Raw genomic sequence first — 20,244 nt, 5'->3', positions numbered from 1 at the left:
AGCCTGTGGATCGGAGATCAGGCAAATGAAGTCAAAAAGTAAATGAGGTTATACAGAAAACAGGAATATCATCGTTATACTTACAGTATTAGTTTCTAATAATTCTGTTAAACTGTTAAAGGCGAATCAGCTTACCTGTCAAGTGGTGAGCTGATTTTTTGTAGACATCCCGTTGGATCAGGGCTCGTGCAAGCTGTCAAGATTCGTTATCATGCTTGTTTATTCAGTGTGTATTTTGCTGAGACAAACTTTTGTGTTAACTTACATCAAAGAATCATGGATCAAAACAGGACAGCCGGAGCCGAAGCATTTAGGGCACATTTAACAAAGTTTATTCAAATAGATAATAATGCTTTTGAAGATATATTAACATTTTTTCAAAGCAAGTTAGTGGCAAAAAAAGAAAACCTGTTGGTAGAGGGGGAAATATGCAGATATCATTACTTTGTCACAAAAGGTATATTGCGCAAATTTTTTGTAAACGAAAAAGGTGTAGAGCAAACGACTGAATTTGCCATAGAGAACTGGTGGATTACGGACAATATTGCGTATGAGTATAAATTGGCAAGCACTTTCTATATCCAGGCGGTCGAGAAATCAGATATATTGTATATCAGTCTTGACAATCAGGAAAAATTGCTTGCAGCTTTTCCGGTTATGGAGCGTTATTTCCGGTTTGTGTACCAACGGGCTTATGCGGCTGCTCAGATGCGTGTCAAATATTTCTTTTCGCTGTCAAAGGAGGAATTTTACCGTGATTTTTTACGGAAGTACCCCGAGTTTGTTCAACGTGTTCCTCAATATCTTATTGCCTCTTTTTTAGGCTTTACGCCTGAATATCTAAGTGAAATTAGAAGGAGGTTGAATTCCTGATTGGGATGGATTTACCTCAATCGGATATACGTTAAGGGTATTAATAACACTGATCAGAACTAACGATACGGTATGGATTGATTTGAAAATACAAATTGTTGTTCGCTGCATAGTCATCAACCAACTGATGGAATTTCTCTATCGCTTTTTCCTCGGACATAGCAAAACAATGTAGGTTTATCTCCAGAGGTTTTTCGTCGGTTGCTTCCTCTACCCTTAATTGTCCTAATTCGCACAGAATAACAGCAAAGGAAGTTCTGCAGATTTCAATTTCTAATTTGTTATTAATCAATTGTGAAGAGATACTGTAATATGATTCATTATTTTTGATCTCTTCCTGAAAAGGATCTAGAATAGTGGTAATTATAGTACGATAGCCATATTTGGCGTCACCAAAAAAATGATCGATATATTCCTGAGCTTTTTCATAAGTTGAAAAAATGCCTTCCAGATTAGTGAATATATCTGGATCTTCTTTAACTTCTTTAGACACTACTGCGTACACCTTGATAGGATCGGTTGTCATATTTAAAATGCTACTGTTTATATGTTAAGTGAAGTTTTTTCTGCAAAAAAAAACTGGCATTGATTTCGATCTACAGGGTAATCTGAAATGAAACCGTTGTTTTAAAATAAAAAAATTTCCTTTATCTCCTTTGTCGCCTAGTTTGGGATCCTTCTTGTGCTTTAAAGTTGTGTATAATTTTTGTATTCTCCAAATTTTTTACTGATTGTTTTGATTTTATTTTTCGCGATACAAAAAATGGTGTTGATATGGTTCTTGCAATAAGGTACACATTGGCTGCTTTTGGCAGCGGCTTATAGCAAAAGCGGTTGCGTGTATACTCATAATCAGGACTTAACCCATGAAAAAGGCGAGCTGCATAATCCGTCTCATGATAATAGTTTCTTTTTCGTTATGCTCATGTTTATATTCATTGTACCAGTTTATCCGTTGATTGTCTTGCAAAGCTTGAAACTATATTTCTAGCGTTGAGTGTCCAATTGTTTCAAACGTTTTCGTAAATAAATCACGTAATTTGGTTCATTTAGCTTTTATTAATTAATATATTGTTTTGCAAAACAAGGATAATAACCAATCGTTATTCATGCGGGAATTTTCTCATATTGATAACAGAAATTTAGGTATACAGCTGTGACGGCTGATAAGCCAATGTGGGGATGTATCCTGATCATTAAACAACCAATATTTAATAAATAAACCGGGCAAGATGCTCCAGAAATAATTATTACAATGAGAAGAAATACATTAATCAAGACTGTTCTGATGGTAGCGGCACTGAGCAATATTCCATTATCGTATGCGCAGTCCCATGACGACACAGAATCAGGATGGACGAATCTTTTTGACGGAAAAACGTTAAATGGTTGGAAAGCTGTGGGCGGAAAAGCCCCTTATACCGTAGAAGGTGATGCAATCGTGGGGCGCATGACAAAAGGTACACCAAATTCATTTTTAATTACCGAAAAAGAATACGGCGACTTTATATTGGAACTCGATGTTAAGCTTGAGGGTAGTCAAACAAACTCGGGGATACAGACACGGAGCCATTTGGATGCAAAAGCAAATGAAGGCCGAGGTCGCGTATATGGCCGTCAAGTTGAGATAGATCCGTCTGCCCGTGCTTGGACGGGAGGTATATATGATGAAGCGCGCCGAGGCTGGCTGTATCCTTTGGATCTTAACGAAAACGCCAAGAAAGCCTACAAGCCAGAGGAATATAATCATGTACGCATTGAAGCGATTGGGGATGAACTGCGCACGTGGATCAACGATATTCCTGTATCTTATGTTGTGGATACCATTGACCGAGCCGGTTTTATCGGTTTGCAGGTGCATAGTATTCCAGCAGAGCTTGATGGAAAAAAGGTGTATTTCAAAAATGTCAAGATTAAGACTAGCAACCTTAGATCTAAAGGCTTTCCAAACGATATTTATATCGTGAATTTAAAACCGAATGAAATTGTGGATGCCGAAAAGAAAAAAGGTATGAAGTTATTATTTGACGGCAAGACAAGTAACGGTTGGCGAAGTATTCATGGAGATAAATTCCCTGATCGTGGTTGGGAAGTTAAAGATGGTCAGCTAACAGTCCTGAAATCGGATGGGGGCGAATCGACGAATGGCGGCGATATCGTCACAAGGGATAAATATACTGTTTTCGATCTTTCTTTTGAATTTAAGCTCAGCGCCGGCGCCAATAGCGGGGTGAAATATTTTGTGACGCTAAAGGAGAAATCCAAAGGGTCAGCTATCGGCCTGGAGTATCAGGTATTGGATGATGCGCTTCATCCCGACGCGAAATTGGGCAGAGATGGAAACCGTACTTTAGCCTCGCTGTATGATCTGATTACCTCCAATCGCGATGCACGAGCCCGCAGGCCAATCGGTGAATGGAATCGCGGACGTATAGTCGTAACTGCTGACAATAAAGTGGAGCATTACCTAAACGGAATCAAAATGCTGACCTATGAGAGAGGTTCGAAACAATTCAGGGATCTGGTAGCTATCAGCAAATATAAAGACTGGGAAAATTTTGGTGAAGCCAAGGAAGGATTTATCCTTTTGCAGGATCATGGAGACCGTGTTTCGTTTCGTAGTATAAAAATTAATAAGCCAAACCAACAATAGACGATATGAACCATTATTTATCACGCAGAAGCTTTGTGAAACAATCTGTCATGGCAGCTGGCGCAGTCATGCTTTCAAATAGTGTGTTGGGTAATGTGAGTCTTGCAAAACCCAATGAACGAGTCAACCTTGCCTGTGTGGGGTTGGGAAACCGTGCCGGGGAGATCATAAAAGAGTTATATAAAACAGGGCTCTGTAATATTGTTGCGCTTTGCGATGTGGATCTGGGGGCTAAACACACAGAGGAGATCCTCGCGATGTTCCCCGACGCACCTAGGTTTAGCGATTTTAGAGTGATGTTTGATAAAGTCGGTAATCAGATTGACGCTGTTAGTATTGGTACGCCTGATTTTTCCCATTTTGCCATAACTATGCTCGCCTTGGATCTTGGAAAGCATGTTTATGTAGAGAAACCGATGGCCCGGACCTTCCTAGAAGTCGAACTTATGACTGATAAGGCACGTAGAAATCCTAAACTTGCCACGCAGATGGGAAATCAAGGGCACTCCGAGGCAAACTATTTTCAATTCAAGGCTTGGAAAGAAGCAGGTATCATCAAGGACGTAACACGTATCGATGCCCATATGAACATGCCTCGTCGATGGCATGGCTGGAATGTCAATATAAAAGGATTTCCGGCCGCAGAGACAGTGCCAGAAACATTGGACTGGGAGCTTTGGCAGATGCAGACATTAGGGCATAATTATAACAAGGATTTTGTAAACGGGCAATGGCGCTGCTGGTATGACTTTGGAATGGGCGCCCTCGGAGACTGGGGTGCGCACATTTTAGATACAGCACACGAATTCCTAGACCTTGGATTGCCGACAGAAATTACCGCAGTGAAGCTGGATGGCCACAATTCCTACTTCTTCCCCATGTCTTCCACCTTGAAATTCCACTTTCCCAAGCGGAAAAAAATGCCTGCTGTGGATATCAACTGGTATGATGGCCTGGATAACCTGCCGCCTATACCAGAGGGTTATGGCATTTCGGGGCTTGATCCCAATATTCCGGCACCGAGTACCGGGAAACTTGAGCCAGCAAAATTAAATCCCGGTAAGATCATCTATGGAAAAGACTTGACATTCAAGGGCGGGTCTCACGCAAGTATATTACAGATTATTCCCGAGGCAAAAGCTAAAGAAATGGAAGCGCGCCTACCCGATGTGCAAAAATCCCCTTCAAATCATTTTGCTAACTTCTTAAAAGCGTGCAAGGGAGAGGAGAGGGCCAGGTCTGCTTTTGAAATAGCCGGTCCATTGAGCCAAGTATTTTGCCTGGGAGTTATCGCACAGCGACTGAACTCGAAGCTTGTTTTTGATCCTGTCAAGAAAGAAATCAGCAATGATAAATTTGCTAATGCATTGTTGGCAGGTCCACCGCCGGCCACAGGATGGGAACAGTACTACAAAATGTAATTCGGAAACGACAACGTTATAAAGGTGAAGTGTCGGCTGAAAGCAGCCGGCACTTTATGTTTTACTGCTATATATTCTGCGTATTTACGAACGATGAAGGTTTGGCTCTGACAAAAAAAAAGGTTTTCAAACGGGGAGAATGAAAACCTTCAATAACCAATTATAAACCTAAATTATGATACCACAAAGGTAAGTGTATTTATTACACTATACAACTTTATTTTTATTTTTTTTTGATGCCTCGATTTTCTGTGGATAAAGCAATTAATGCAACAAGCATATGTGTGCTTTATGTGACATTATACACGTACCTTGACGAAGTCAAACGACAAATAAGCGGCAATTCTTTCCTAATTACATGTGACAGAAAGGCGATACCAATTACAATTATCTACGACCTGTTTATCATCTAATTGAGGGAAATGCGTCAACCAATCGGATAGTAGGAATCTTAATTCGAACTTTTTACAACAATTACTGTAGATCTGTTACAACGATTTTGTCGTTGATAACTTTACATACGTGCTGACAGCTAGATATGCTCGATATAAAATAAAAAAAGGTTTTCAAACGGGGAGAATGAAAACCTTAAATAACCAATTATAAACCTAAATTATGATGGTACAAATGTACAGTGTATTTTATACACTTGCAAATTTTTTTTAAAATCTAATGAAAAAATAGTTGAGGTGCCATTAGGTTTGTTCGGTTATCTATCTTCCAGTTTAAGACTGGTGGACTTTATCGGTAATTTCGTATACTTGTAAGATCTCATCATGAGATACAGCAATTAATAATTTCTTTTTTTGTATAAAGAGTTTGTCTATGCAGATACTTTTAGTGGAAGACGATCGTCGTATCAGCAGCTTTGTTGTGAAGGGCCTCGAGGAAATAGGGTATCAGGTGATCTTAGTGGAATCTGCAGAAGCTGCCAGAGAATGGATTAGTGCCGAGTCGGTGGATATAATCGTGCTTGATGTCATGTTGCCGGGTATTGACGGGATTCAGTTTACCAAAATGATACGTTACCGAAAAAATCGGATTCCGATTTTGATTTTAAGCGCGCTCAGTGAAGTCGAGGACAAGGTGGAGGCGCTGGAGAGCGGAGCAGACGACTATTTAGTCAAACCTTTTGCTTTCAAAGAACTGGTTAGCCGTATTCGGGCCCTAGTCCGGAGAGATGGTTATAAGAGCATGACCAAACAGAATTTGATTGAAATTCGTAATCTTAAAATAGATCTTGAGAAATATGAGGTATACAGGAATGGCAAACTTGTTGACTTGTCTCCCAAAGAATTTAAGCTGTTTAAATTTTTAATTGAAAACCGTGATAAAACGCTTTCGCGTACAGCCATACTTCAGGCTGTCTGGGGAATTGATTTCGACAATAATACTAACGTAGTTGATGTATATGTATCCTATCTTAGAGGCAAGATCGACCCTGATGGCGAGGCTTCATTGATCAAGACAGTCAAAGGTGTGGGGTACATGCTTAAAACGGATTAATTATGAATCTGAAGACCAGACTGGCTTTTTTCTCATCCCTGGCGATTGCTATTATATTTGGACTGGCAGCGATAGTCATTTACTGGTTATTTTACAATTCGTCGGAACGATACCTTATAAATTCGCTTGAAAAAAACGCAAAAATTGCGGGTATTTATTATCTGGAGGCGGATGAGCAAAGTCCCTTAAAACATCAGGAGTCCAAAAAACAATACGAAAGCCTTGTCAAACGGGCGATGGTAGCGGTTTTTAATGCTGAAGGTAAGATAAGCTACGGTGGTCTTCGTCAAGACAACGAAATTGGGCTGGATCTGCTCGCACGACTAAAACGGGAAAAGACCATTTATTTTAAAACAGACGATAACTTTTATTTTGGACTGTATTATCCCGACAATCAGGGCGATTTTTTTGTCTTTGTTAAGGAGCCAAAAACCGATTTCAATCACCAATTAAACCGTTTGCTCATCACACTCACAGTAGTCTTCTTTGTGGCATGGATCAGTATAATATTATTTTCAATCTGGCTCGGAAAATATGCTTACTTGCCGATCCGCAATGTTATTCACGAAATTCGAAACAAGGACCTTAATACTATACAACAACCGCTTACTGTTGTTAAGAGTAAAGATGAACTGCAGGATCTCGTAGAAAGTTATAATGCGCTCCTACGAAGAATCAGTGAGAACATGATCATCCGCAGGAACTTTGTGAGTTATGTTTCGCATGAATTCCGCACGCCGTTAGCGGGTATTTTGGGATCAATGGAAGTGTTTGGGGGCAAGGCCAGAAGTCCGGAAGAATACGAGGAGCTGGTAAACACCATCACCGAACATGTCAATTTTTTGAATAACTTGATCAGCAATTTTTTACTCTTAACGGAAGATCGGACAGTGGGGCGGTCACAAGAGGTATTTCGAATTGATGAGATTGTGTGGGATCTCGTACCCAAGTTTAAACAGACATTTAAAATTCCGATAATGATAGATGTGCAGGTAAGTGATCCAATGTATTTTAACTGTCGTGGGAACAAAATGCTCATCGCTTTATCACTTTCTAATCTGATCGAAAATGCGCTGAAGTACGGAAATGGTAAAGAAGTGCTCGTGCGGTTAAAGACATTGTCGGATCGGCTTTCATTGCAGATTATTGATCATGGTATCGGTATTCCGCCTGCCGAACTGGAAGCGATAAAACAAACTTTCTACCGTGCCTCCAACGTAGGTGAGATCAAGGGCAGTGGTATCGGATTATCCTTTGCGCAAATCGTTTTTAAAGACCAGGGAGTAGAATTTGAGATTGATTCGGATGATTCCGGAACTACCGTTTCACTTTTTTTTCCAAAACTCTAATCGTTTTCTAACCTTTTCTAATCAAACTTTAATTTATCTTAAAGTCGTCTGTAATTTTGGTCGTTTAGTTTTGTGCAAAATCAGAACAACGTGAGAAAAATACAGATTGCATTATTTTTTTTTCTTGGATTCAATAGTTATCTATCCGCCCAGCCACAAGGGACAGATTGCCTGACGAAGTCGCAGGTGGAGCAGCTGTTTCTCGAGCACAACTTGACATTGCTGGCCAAGCGCTTTCATCTTAAACAAGCAGAAGCTGCTATATTGCAGGCAAAGCTATGGCCTAACCCAACCCTCTCCATTTCGGAGGTTAACCTTTGGAAAAATCCATCCAGTGAATCTTTTTCGCCGCTTATAGGAAATTATGGCAAATATCAGCAAGTCGCACTGGAGCTGGAACAGACGATCGAAACAGCCGGGAAACGAAAGAAAAGAGTCCAATTGCAGCTCCTGGAAAAAGAAGACAGCAAGCTTCAATTTGAAGAGTTGCTCCGGAACCTTCGTTATGATCTCCGAAACCAGATGCTGGATTTGCAGGTGTTGCAGGCGAAAGAGCGGTTATACAATGGTCAGATGGAGATATTTGAACGGATCAGTGCGTCTTATCAGCACCAATGGAAGGAGGGAAACGTGAGTGAAATGGTTTACCTGCGTATCCAAAGTGAGGCGACGGCCTTTAAGAATAAGCTCGCTGAAATCCATCAAGAAAAGATAGAGAAAATAAACGCAGTTGCACAATACATCGGTGATCAGGCTAAGATGCTTTGCATCACCGACACATTGAGTTTGCCGGATTTTGTCCAAGCTAAACCAGGCCAATGGAAGCTGATAGCACTCGAGAATAGGAGCGACTACAAAATCGTTCGCAATGAGCTAGCAAAGGGAAAAGCGCAGTTCGAAATAGAGCGGGCGGAACGGGTCCCCAATCTACAAGTATCCATGAATTACGACCGTGGCGGAAATATCATGCGCGATTTTGTAGGATTCGGTGTAAGCATGGACCTTCCGCTGTTTAACCGTAATCAGGGCAATATCAAAATCGCCCAGCTGGAAATTGAAAAGAAAAAAGTCGAAGCCGAGCAGTTCCGTCTTGACATCGAACGGGAAATAGATTTTTTAACAGTGCGTCTTGGTGCTCTTGAGACAAGCCTAAAATCCACCGATAGCACCTTTGCCCAAAGGTTGGATACTGCTCTTGAGCGCTACGTGCGCAACTTTCAGCAAAGGAGACTTACCATCGTCGAATTTATGGATTTCATCAACAATTATATGGAAAACAAAGAGGCAATTCTGGAACGTTGTGCGAGATATCTTCAGTATAAAGAAGAACTCATTTATTTAATTGGAAAGGATATATTAGAATGAAGCGTTACCGAGCACTATACTTCGTCTTTTTTGTAGGTTTACTAGTGGCTTGTCAATCCGAACAGGAAAACGAGAAGTCTGACAGACAGATGAAAAGATTTTGTCTGAACGACGATTTCAAGCAGCACATTAAAATCGATTCGATTCGAAAAAGAGCTGTCTCCGAAGAGATCGCTTTAAATGGGGCGATACAATACGACCAAGATGAGCTCGCTGTACTAAAGACACCGGTTCAAGGGATTGTGCAATCTGTGGCGGTGAAGATGGGGGACTTTGTCACGAAGGGACAGGTATTGATTACCCTAAAAGGTACTTCCGTTAATGACCTTGCTAAGGATCTACGCGAATTGGAAAACAGCAGGCGGCTGCTAGTTAGTAAGCTGAATACCTTGCGGAGCATGCTCAAAGATGGCATGGCCTCCCAGCGCGAGGTTGATGAAATGGAAAACGAATTGAAAGCTGCGAATATAGGTATCCAGCATGTGAAGTCAAATATGCAATTGCTCAACGGATCCTCGGAAAACGGAACTTTTTATATCAGGGCTCCGAAATCGGGATATATAGTCGATAAGAAAGTTAGTCCGGGTATGACAGTGGATGACAATGTCGATCTACTGTCCGTCAGCAATCTGAATGAAGTATGGGTTGCAGTTAACATCTACGCTAATAACTTACCATTTGTCAAAAGCGGGGCTCGGGTCAAGGTGACCACTTTAGCCTATAAAGGCGAATACTTTGAAGGGTATATTGATCAGATCGCCAATTTTTTTGATCCAGATGAACGTGTTGTTAAAGCGAGGGTAAAAATGACGAACAAAGATTTAAGGCTGAAGCCGGGGATGAGCGTGGATGTTCTTGTTGAAAAAGCTTCGGCGAGCAGCGGGCGGTTGTTATTAGCTATTCCGAAGGATGCTATCATCTTGTATAATAACCAAAATTATGTGGTGACATACAGAGGCGATTGCGAGATGTCGGTCAAACCGGTCGTTATTGTTTCTGAAAATGAGAGCTATGCGTTTGTGGAGGATGGACTGCAGGAAGGAGACTGTGTGCTTACTGAAAATGAACTGATTGTGTTTGATGAATTGATGAGTAGATAGCATGAAGAAAGTTGTACAAAATATTGTTTCATTTTCATTGAAACATTCGTTGGTCGTCCTTTTTTTTACACTTGTGCTTTTATTCGGCGGTATATATGCCTATTTGCACACGGCGATTGAAGCTTTTCCGGACGTCACAAATACGCGTGTTCGGATCATCACTCAATGGCCGGGACGTAGCGCGGAAGAAATTGAAAAATTTGTGACGTTGCCGGTGACTAAGGAGATGAACACAATACCCAGAAAAACCGAGGTGCGTTCTATTTCATTGTTTGGCCTATCGGTGGTGACAGTTCAGTTTGAAGAAACGGTGACAGATTTTTATGCCCAGCAATATGCGGGTAACAAAATGCGTTCAATTGAATTGCCCGAAGGAACCGAGAGTTCGATCGAGCCTCCTTCTGGCGCTACCGGCGAGATCTTCCGTTATGTCGTGAAGAGTGATCTTCCGATCAAGGAAGTATCTGCTATTCAGGACTGGGTGATCGAGCGGGAGCTTGTCGGTGTACCCGGTGTGGCAGATATCGTGAGCTTCGGCGGCGAAGAAAAGATTTATGAAATAAAAATAAATCCCACCGAACTGGCCAATTACAATCTTTCACCTTTGGACGTCTATGAAGCAGTTTCCCGTTCGAATATAAATGTAGGGGGTGATGTCATACAGAAAGGAAATCAGGCCTATGTCGTGCGTGGAGTAGGTTTATTGGACAAAATTGAAGATATCGGTAATATTCTAATCAAGGTGGTGGGGAATACGCCTATTCTGGTTAAACATGTTGCAGAGATTGAGTTGGGAGCAAAGCCCCGGCTTGGACAGGTGGGGCTCAATGCGGACGACGATCTTGTTCAAGGGATCGTGATCATGCTCCGTGGCGAGAATCCTTCCGAAGTGGTCGCTCGTCTCAAAGATAAAATTCAAGAGCTCAATCAGCGGATCCTACCAGAGAATGTCAAGATCGAACCGGTGATCGACAGGACCAAGTTGGTAAACAATACGGTCCATACGGTATCAAAGAACTTGATTGAAGGGGTAATACTGGTTTCTATCATCGTGTTTATTTTTTTGAACAACTGGAAAACCACCTTTATAGTGGCATCTGTAATTCCCCTCGCATTCCTATTTGCAATCATTTTGTTGAAAATACAGGGGCTTCCAGCGAATCTGATTTCTATGGGGGCGCTGGATTTTGGCTTATTGCTGGAGGGGACGCTCGTTATTGTAGAAACAGTTTTTGTTTCGCTGGAAAAAGAAGCCCATCGACTCGGAACCGCCCGTTTTAATAAAATTGCGAAGCTTGGAATTATCAAAAGAAGTGCAGGGTCGGTAGCCGGATATATTTTCTTTGCGCTGTTAATTTTGATTGTCGCCCTTACGCCAATTTTTTCCTTTCAGAAAGTTGAAGGTAAAATGTTCTCCCCTTTGGCCTTTACGCTTGGATATGCTCTGCTGGGATCTTTGGTATTGAGTTTGACATACGTGCCAGCCATGTGCAAGTACCTCTTAAAAGGGAATATTAAAGAAGAAGAAAACAAAATCACGAAATATAGCCGCCATATTATTTTTAAGGGATTCAGAAAGACTTTTGATCATCCAAAATGGACTTTGTCTATTTTCGCCTTGGTTTTGGTAATCTGCGCCATACGATTTAGCCATTATGGCTCAGAATTTCTTCCAAAACTGAATGAAGGGGCTATCTATGTGCGTGCAACCCTACCGAATAGCGTCAATCTGGAAGAATCTGTCAAGCTTACCAAAAGTATGAAAACCAAGTTATTGGGGCAGTTCGATGAAATAGATTTTATCATGACGCAAACAGGGAGACCCAATGACGGTACGGACCCAACGGGCTTTTTTAATATAGAATTTAATATTGAACTCAAGCCCGAGGGGGAGTGGAAGCGAAAGATCACTAAAGAAACACTGATCAGTCAGATGCGTAATAGCTTGCAGACTTTTCCGGGTATTAATTTTGGCTTTAGTCAGCCCATTCAAGACAATGTGGAAGAATATGTGGCCGGGGTGAAAAGCCCATTGGTCATCAAAATTTTTGGTGAGGATTTGCAGGATCTGGAGAACAAAGCCAATAAGTTTGCTGAGTCGCTCAAACGCGTAGATGGTATTACCGATGTTAATGTGTTCAAAAACATAGGTCTGCCCGAGCTCCGTATTCAGTTACACGACTCGAAGATGGCTAAATATGGGGTTTCGACGAAAGATGTACAATCGGTTATTGAAATGACCATAGGAGGGCAGTCAGTGACGCATTTTTATGAAAATGAACGCATATTTGATGTACGTCTACGCTTTCAGAAGTCCTATCGCGACAGTCCTGAGAAAATTGGTAACATCATTATCCCGACGATGAATGAGCAGAAGGTCCCATTACGGGAGATCGCTACCATTGATTATCACACCGGGCCGGCGTTTATTTATCGAGAGGGGAACTCGCGTTATATTGGGGTAGGTTTTAATATCGAGGGACGAGACTTGGGTAGCACAATTGCTGATGCAAAGGAGCAGGTTGAGCGCGATATTAAGTTACCGAAATCTTATAAGGTGGTTTGGGCCGGTGAGTTTGAGAGCAAGGAGAGAGCAACAAAACAGCTGATCAGGGTTGTTCCCATATCCCTGATTCTAATTTTGATGCTGTTATACGCCAACTTTGGGAATTTGAAAGATACGCTGATTTCCTCATTAACTCTTGCTTTCGCATTTATCGGTGGTTTTGTTTCTTTGTGGGTCACAGGTACGACATTCGGAATATCTGCAGGTATTGGGTTCATTATCCTTTTTGGTGTAGCAACAATAGATGGTATTGTACTGATTGGAATTATGAAGGAGAATTTATTAAACAAAATGGGGCTGAAGGCGGCGATTTATGAGGCTGTAAAAAGCCGGATCAGGCCTATTTTGATGATTGCGCTGATGGGTGCGATGGGATTGCTTCCTGCAGCACTATCAAACGGGATGGGTTCGGAAATCCAGAAGCCGTTGGCTATCATGATTGTTGGCGGACTGATTATCTGTATGATTCTTTCTTTTTCCATTTTACCCATTGCTTTCTATTTCGCTTATAAAAAAGGAAGAGAAGATTAACGTACCCATTTTAATTATTATATACTACGAAGGCTGCCTGTAAAATACAGTGCAGCCTTTATTTATGATACGTTATGCGCTGATGACAGCACTTATCGATTTGCTATTCTATCAGCAGGCCGACGTAATAATTGAATGTGTCGACATCAATATTTTCTTTGCTGAGTCCCGGAATCTTAATTTCCCGAAACTGTTGATCCAGCTGTATCAGTTGCCTTTGCTGTCCCCTGATTCCGATGTGAATAGGCATTTGAAATCCAGTGACATCACTTATCCACCTGCCCAGGATTTTACCCTTGGTATCTTGCTGGATTTCAAGGGTAGGAATGGAGGCATGTTTTACATACTGTTCAAATACTTTGGATAGGTCGATTCCCGATGTCTGATTGATGTAGGTGGTGATATCTTTGTAATCAACCTGTTGGTGGTAGAATCTCTTATTGAGGCCCCGGAGGATGGAACGCCATTGCTTGTCGTCGTCGATGATGGTACGCACCATGTTCAGCATGACACCTCCTTTGGGATACATATCACCTGAGCCTTCTTTATTGACGTGATAAGGGCCCTGAATGGGTGCATTGTTTCGGATACCTCGTCGGATGCCGTGTACATAGGCCTGGCTGGCTTCCTTTCCATAGAAATAGTCAATGAATAATGCTTCAGAGTAGTTGGTAAAACTCTCATGAATCCACATGTCACCTAGATCGGCGGAAGTGATATTATTACCAAACCATTCATGGCCAGACTCATGGACGACAATGAAGTCCCATTTTTGCCCCCAGCCCGTTCCTGAATCATCCCTGCCCCGATATCCATTTTGATAATGATTGCCGTAGGCCACGGCACTCTGATGTTCCATACCTGTATGGTGTGTTTCGACAAGTTTATAGCCGTCTTCATAAAAAGGATATGGGCCAAACCAGTGCTCAAAAGCCTCCAGGGTCTGTCTCGCGTTTTTTTGAAGATGAGCTTTTTTTTCAGGGATGTCATTCTCCCGCAAGATGTAATAATCCACATCTAAGAGACCTTTTTCACCTTTATATTTTTCTTTGAAATGGATATAATCACCAATATTAATGGCAACGTTGTAGTTATTGATCGGATTAGTGACTTTCCAATAGTATTTCGTATAGCCGCCCGGCAATTTTTCCCTGTCTACGAGGCGCCCATTGGACACATTCATCACCTCGTTTGGAACAGCCACAGAAATCAACATGCTATCAACTTCATCATATTGATGGTCCTTGTTTGGCCACCACACACTGGCTCCCATTCCCTGGCATGCTGTGGCTACCCAAGGTTTTCCGTTGCTGTCTTTCTTCCAGTCAAAACCGCCGTCCCAGGGTGCCCTCGCTGCTTCTGTAGGGTGACCTTCATAATATACAGTAAATTCATCCTCTGTTCCCCGATTTATTGAGGTAGGGAAGACTACAAATACAGCGTTATATTCCCTGGTAAATGGAAGCTCTGCGCCTTTATATACGATCTTGTTGATTTTAAGGTTTGCAAACAGGTCGAATTGAAGACGTTTGAAATCTGATGTGGCCTTAAATCGGAAGAGGTTTGAACCGGATATAAATTTATTGTCGATGTCAACTTTAACATCCAGGTGATAGTATTGAATATCATAACAAGTCCGCAAGGGGGTAAGATTTCCCCGCAATGAGTCCTCTCTTGTGAATTCACTTTTTGCTTCCATTAGCTGTGCTAAAGACGTCCGGAAGTCTGCAGTTAATATACCGATGATTGCCAATACATATAATAATCGTTTCATTTGTCAATATTGTTTAGAAGGTCTACCTGCCGCCCGGAGGACAATGCAATCTTAGATAGTTCGTAAATAATGTTCTTAAATGTTCATGTGTACCTTCGCCTTCGCTAATGGAATGGCTCCGGTTAGGGTAAGACATCAGCTGAAACTGCACATTGTTTCTAATAAGCTCATTGATCAGGACTTCTGCATTTTGGTAATGTACGTTGTCGTCGCCGGTCCCATGGATATAGAGGAGATTTCCTCTGATATTTTTAACGTGTTTTAAAGGCGAGCCATTTTCGAAGTCTTCCTTGTTTTCCTGGGGTAATCCCATATAACGTTCCTGATAGACGTTGTCGTAAAGCAGCTGATTCGCGACCGCTGCAATGGCTATGCCTGTTTTATAGATCTGTGGATATTGTCCCAGTAGATTGAGCGTACTGGAACCACCTCCGCTCCAGCCCCATACGGCTACGCGCGAGCTGTCCACAAAGGGCCATTTCAGTATTTCCTGTGCCGACAGCGCTTGGTCACGTATATTGAGCAGTCCGATTTTTCTATAGATACTTTTGCGCCATGAACTGCCCTTAGGGGAAGGCGTACCGCGGTTGTCGAGCGAAATATAGAGGTAACCGTCCTGGGCCATATTTCCTTTATACAAACTGTTGTAGCCCGCGCTGAAATTGTCTAGCACCGTTTGCGACGCCGGCTCACCATAGACCATAAATACTACTGGATATTTTTTGCTGGGATCAAAGTTGAGTGGTTTAACCATCCAGCCATCCAGTTCCACACTGTCTGCGGTTTTTATTTTAAAGAACTCTGCTATACCTTCGCTTGTTTTCTTTTGGCGTTTTAGTTCAAAGTCCATCAACACCTGATGGCTAGGTAGGGCAACTACGGCATCATATTTGAGTTCAGCACGATTGCTGAATCTAAAAAGTGCAATGCTGCCATCCGCTGAAATATCATAATCGCAAGTTCCCTCATAGGACATCGGCGTTAGTCTCTTTGGGATTCCTCCTTTCGTAGGTACACTATATAGGTATTTCTGAGTTGCATTTGTTGGCGAAGCTGTGAAATAAATCGTTTCTCCCTTTGGATCAAGAAAGTCAAGGTTGATCACGTCGTAATCGGCTTGGGTGATCAGTTTCTCCTTACCTTTCAGGTCAATCTGATATATTTTTCGCCAGCCATCTTTCTCAGATACCCAGATAAATGCTTTTCCATTCTGAATCCAGTCCCAGCCAGCAGGATCATTATTATTCCATCTGGATTTAATATCAATCCAAGAATCGCTTTTTTCCTGATATATGAGCTGAGCTTCATATGTTGTGACAGAAGCCGTATAGATCTTACTTTCGTTTTGTTTCCTGTTGAGCTGTTGTAGGATGAGCTGTTTGCTATCCATACACCACTCCATTCGTGGAACATAATTTTGGTCTGGAGTGCCTGGAATAAGGACCTGGTTATTTCGACTGTTGGTTAATTCGTATATCCAGATAGAGCATGAACTTGGAGATTGTCCGACCTTCGGATATTCTACCGGAATAGTATAGGAGTAAAGGCTATCTGTGTTATTAATCATTAAAAAGTTGCGGATATGGCGGGCATCGAGCTTCCAATAGGCAATTGAGAGACCGTCGGGAGACCATCTGAAACCATCTTTGCATCCAAATTCCTCTTCATATACCCAGTCGAATGTGCCGTTAATTATTCGGTCAGTACCATCTGTGGTGACCGCTGTAATCTTTCCAGTTGTCAGATCTTCGATGTAGATGTTATGATCCGCTTTGTTTACATAGGCCACCTTATCATTTCGCGGGCTAAACTTGGCGAACATCAGCTGGGAGGCGGGAAACTGCTGTCCCAGCTGTCTTAACTGTTTTGAACGTTGGCTGTAGATCCAATAGTCTCCGCGCGTGTTTTCGCGCCAGACTCTTTTGCTATTGGTGTAGATTAATATAAATTCCTTATTCTTGGAAATGGTAAAGTTTTCGACCTCTATCGGTTTATTTGTTCCTTGAGGGATCAGCGATTGTTGGGGTAAAAAAATCGCTCTTGTCCTATTTCGTGGGTCTACAGTCTCTATTCCCTTTTCGGAAAATTCATAGTAATGATCCCCATATTCGGCCCAGAGTCTTTGAGCATTGGCCGGATGTGGAAAATACAGGATTACTGACAATAAGAATACGATAAAAGCTCTATTTCTTTTCATTTTTTCAAATCGTTACATGCGTTCATATATCTAATCTAAATATTGGTCCTTAAGCTGATAGATTTCCTGAAGTTCCCGTTCCAGATATTTGCCGAGACGTCTAGCACCATCTTTTTCGATGACATAATTATCCTCGATCCGGATGCCACCGAATCCAAGGTGTTTTTTTAGAAAATCATAATTGATAAAATCTCGATGTAAGTTCTGCTGCTCCCAGAGTTGGGTGAGTTCTGGGATAAGATAAATTCCTGGCTCGACGGTGAGCACATTACCTATTTCTAATTTCTTACCAAGTCGCAGGGATTTAATTCCAAAAGTGTTTGTATCCTTCGGTTCAGAAGCCGTATAGCCCACATATTGTTCGCCTAGATCTTCCATGTCATGAACATCCAGACCGAGAAGATGCCCCAGCCCACATTGAAAGAATAGGGCATGAGCATGGCTGGCCACAGCGTCCTGGACGTTGCCTTTCATAAACCCCACTTGTTTCAATCCCTCGACCAATGCTTCACAAGCTCTTAGGTGGATATCTTTGAAACGAACTTCGGGTGTTAATAACTGTTCTGCTGTTTTAAAAGCATGTAGTACAATATGATACATGTCTTCTTGCAATGAAGTGAAGCGCTTGCTTACTGGAAAAGACCTGGTTAAATCGGAAGCATAACCCAACGGTGTTTCAACGCCTGAATCGTTAAGAAGGATATCGCCATCATGAAGCTGATGAAATTGCATGTGGTTGTGTAAGATCTCGCCTCTTTTTGTCACAATCGGCGGGTACGAGAAACACAGTCCCTGGTCTTGAGCAAAGTGTTGCATGGCATTGGCGATCTGATACTCAAAACAGCCAGGGACCGCCATGCGGATGGCAAGCCGATGCATATCCACAGCGACATCAACAGCTTTCTCTATTTCGGCAATTTCTTCGGCAGACTTAATGTTGCGCTGTGCAGCTACCGCTTGAATCAGTGAAACGGATGGATGCAGCTTGTTCACCGAACAGTTTAACAATTGTTCGAGCAGCAATTTGTTATGGGGCTGATAGGGGGGGAGATAATGGATGGTACATCGTGTGCCCAAGTTAGGCAGATACTTGAAGAGCTGATCAAAAGGAAGTATTTTATCTATCCCTGCTCGGCTGGCTTTTTCAGCCAACGTTTCCTGCCGCCCCATCCAGACGATTTCATCAATTGACATTTCGTCGCCAAATAAGATTGTTTCGCCACTTTCGGGATCTAGTACAGCAGCCAGTTTAGGGCTCTTTATCCCGATATAATATAAAAAGCTACTGTCCTGGCGAAAAGGATAAGTATTGTGTTCAAAGTTGATTGGGTTTTCGATATTACCCAGTAACAGAATACGTCCGGTCATCATTTTCGACATCAATTGAGTGCGCCGGGTCATATATATATATTTCTCAAACATAATTTAGAGGAATTAAAACACTTTTTGTTGGCAGCTCCATGAGATTTATTTTTACAAGGTCATTGAGCCTATGCATTAAGCAAATTTATATGCCAATATCGTAAAATTTATCTGCCAGAATGACTATTCCTTAAAAGGCCATAGATAATTGTGTTTAATAACTAGAGGCTTGTTACAAATTGATGGTTCATTGGGCATAGCGCATAAAAGATAAATATAACGATGCAAATAAAGGTCAACCTTTCTGACGAATTTTAATTAGCACAATTTATCAAAGTCTAATTGTATTTTAACCAAGTTTTGTAAGCATTCATATTTTATACACCTGTTTTTCTAATCTATCGCTCTTTTTATTAAATATTGTCGGATCATAAACATATTTTGGTATAGTATTTTTCCCAATTATACTAAGGAATGATTGTTCATTTGGAGTTATTATATTTATGTTAACTAAACACTAAACATTTGTAAACGTAAAAACTTCAGACACCTATGAAAACGCTTCAATTTAATGTACCCACGACAAGAGGACAAAGTTTGACCATTCAAGAGGACGTTTTAGAAACATTTTATCCTTACTTCCACCGACATCAAGAGGCGCAGCTAATGTGGATTAAAAAAGGACGGGGAGTTTTGATTGTCGAGGACTCCCTACATCCCTTTAAAGAAAATGATATATTCTTTTTGGGGGCTAATCAGCCTCATGTTTTTAAATCGGCTTCACTAGATGGCTTTTCAAATGAATCGCGATCCGTTTCTATTTTTTTTGATCCCAACGGCAAATTAAAATCTTTATTTTGCCTAGATGAGTTTGAATTGTTAAACCAGTTTATTTACAATAATTCCAGGGGGTTTAAGGTACCCGAAAAATATTTTTCTCAAATATCAGAGCGGGTTAGTCAGTTAAAAGCTGCTGATCAAATGGACATGTTGATGCATTTTTTCTACCTGTTGCGAGCCTTAGCTAATATTTCACGAGAGACAGAAGCTCTTTGTACAGAGCGGGTTGAAGTGGCATTCGATGCTGTGCATAGCTCAAATCGCATCAAACAAATCTGTAATTATATTAAAGAACATTTTAGAGACGAACTGAGTTTGGAAGACGCAGCGGATTATGCAAATCTAACCCCGCAGGCATTCTGTCGATATTTTAAGAAACATTGTGGCGTTACTTTTGTCACATATCTCAACAGAATAAGAGTTAAAGAGGTATGTAATCAACTTAATGAAGACCGATTGGATAGCGTGTCTTTCATTGCGTATAACTGCGGGTTTAATAGCATTACCAACTTTAATAGAGTGTTTAAGCAAATCATGGGATGTAATCCTAAAGAATATGTACAGCAGTATAAGCAAACACTAAATTCGTTTATTTAGCTAGCTATATTTGTTTTTTTTATGACTCGTTCTTTTGAAGTCAACGCTGTCTTCAGTTTATGAGAGGATATTGCCTCAACAGGTTTAGAATAGGTATTATGCCTCCTTAA

General features: G+C 41.4%; 13 protein-coding genes. 9 read left to right on the top strand and 4 right to left on the bottom strand.

Features of this window, described 5'->3' with window-relative positions:
• Positions 1-390: 390 nt before the first annotated feature.
• Positions 391-873 (top strand): Crp/Fnr family transcriptional regulator, encoded by a 483-nt coding sequence (locus K7A41_RS09115; RefSeq protein WP_265713480.1) that lies wholly within the window; start codon positions 391-393, stop codon positions 871-873.
• A 40-nt stretch (positions 874-913) separates the two neighbouring features.
• Here the strand turns inward: K7A41_RS09115 and K7A41_RS09110 are convergent, their stop codons facing one another.
• The gene (locus K7A41_RS09110) at positions 914-1,399 is read right to left on the bottom strand and encodes a hypothetical protein (RefSeq protein WP_265713479.1); all 486 of its coding nucleotides are present in this window, start codon (positions 1,397-1,399) and stop codon (positions 914-916) included.
• A 729-nt stretch (positions 1,400-2,128) separates the two neighbouring features.
• Between K7A41_RS09110 and K7A41_RS09105 the strand changes: the two genes are divergently transcribed.
• From K7A41_RS09105 to K7A41_RS09075, 7 genes are all read left to right on the top strand, one after another.
• On the top strand, positions 2,129-3,526 hold the full coding sequence (locus tag K7A41_RS09105) for a 3-keto-disaccharide hydrolase (RefSeq protein WP_265713478.1): 1,398 nt from the start codon (positions 2,129-2,131) through the stop codon (positions 3,524-3,526).
• Between the two features lie 5 nt (positions 3,527-3,531).
• Positions 3,532-4,947: a Gfo/Idh/MocA family oxidoreductase gene (locus tag K7A41_RS09100; protein ID WP_265713477.1), complete on the top strand. Its 1,416-nt coding sequence runs from the start codon at positions 3,532-3,534 to the stop codon at positions 4,945-4,947.
• 825 nt (positions 4,948-5,772) lie between these two features.
• Positions 5,773-6,453, top strand: a complete 681-nt coding sequence (locus K7A41_RS09095; protein ID WP_265713476.1) for a response regulator transcription factor — start codon at positions 5,773-5,775, stop codon at positions 6,451-6,453.
• 2 nt (positions 6,454-6,455) lie between these two features.
• Positions 6,456-7,802: a sensor histidine kinase gene (locus K7A41_RS09090; protein ID WP_265713475.1), complete on the top strand. Its 1,347-nt coding sequence runs from the start codon at positions 6,456-6,458 to the stop codon at positions 7,800-7,802.
• Positions 7,803-7,892: 90 nt separating this feature from the next.
• On the top strand, positions 7,893-9,167 hold the full coding sequence (locus K7A41_RS09085; RefSeq protein ID WP_265713474.1) for a TolC family protein: 1,275 nt from the start codon (positions 7,893-7,895) through the stop codon (positions 9,165-9,167).
• An 89-nt stretch (positions 9,168-9,256) separates the two neighbouring features.
• A complete protein-coding gene (locus tag K7A41_RS09080; protein ID WP_265713473.1) occupies positions 9,257-10,267 on the top strand; it encodes an efflux RND transporter periplasmic adaptor subunit in 1,011 nt (336 codons plus the stop codon).
• Between the two features lies 1 nt (position 10,268).
• Positions 10,269-13,364 (top strand): efflux RND transporter permease subunit, encoded by a 3,096-nt coding sequence (locus tag K7A41_RS09075; RefSeq protein WP_265713472.1) that lies wholly within the window; start codon positions 10,269-10,271, stop codon positions 13,362-13,364.
• Between the two features lie 103 nt (positions 13,365-13,467).
• Here the strand turns inward: K7A41_RS09075 and K7A41_RS09070 are convergent, their stop codons facing one another.
• The 3 genes from K7A41_RS09070 to K7A41_RS09060 are packed head-to-tail and all read right to left on the bottom strand — an operon-like array spanning position 13,468 to position 18,757.
• The gene (locus K7A41_RS09070; RefSeq protein ID WP_265713471.1) at positions 13,468-15,138 is read right to left on the bottom strand and encodes a M1 family metallopeptidase; all 1,671 of its coding nucleotides are present in this window, start codon (positions 15,136-15,138) and stop codon (positions 13,468-13,470) included.
• A 22-nt stretch (positions 15,139-15,160) separates the two neighbouring features.
• On the bottom strand, positions 15,161-17,335 hold the full coding sequence (locus K7A41_RS09065) for a S9 family peptidase (protein ID WP_265713470.1): 2,175 nt from the start codon (positions 17,333-17,335) through the stop codon (positions 15,161-15,163).
• Positions 17,336-17,365: 30 nt separating this feature from the next.
• Positions 17,366-18,757, bottom strand: coding sequence for an aminopeptidase P family protein (locus tag K7A41_RS09060; RefSeq protein WP_265713469.1), 1,392 nt, complete (start codon positions 18,755-18,757; stop codon positions 17,366-17,368).
• Between the two features lie 492 nt (positions 18,758-19,249).
• Here K7A41_RS09060 and K7A41_RS09055 point away from each other — a divergent pair, with 492 nt between their 5' ends.
• A complete protein-coding gene (locus K7A41_RS09055; protein ID WP_265713468.1) occupies positions 19,250-20,134 on the top strand; it encodes an AraC family transcriptional regulator in 885 nt (294 codons plus the stop codon).
• Positions 20,135-20,244: the final 110 nt, after the last annotated feature.

The organism is Sphingobacterium sp. InxBP1 (assembly GCF_026191775.1).
Classification (GTDB): domain Bacteria; phylum Bacteroidota; class Bacteroidia; order Sphingobacteriales; family Sphingobacteriaceae; genus Sphingobacterium; species Sphingobacterium thalpophilum.
This window is presented reverse-complemented; position numbering and strand designations above follow the sequence as displayed.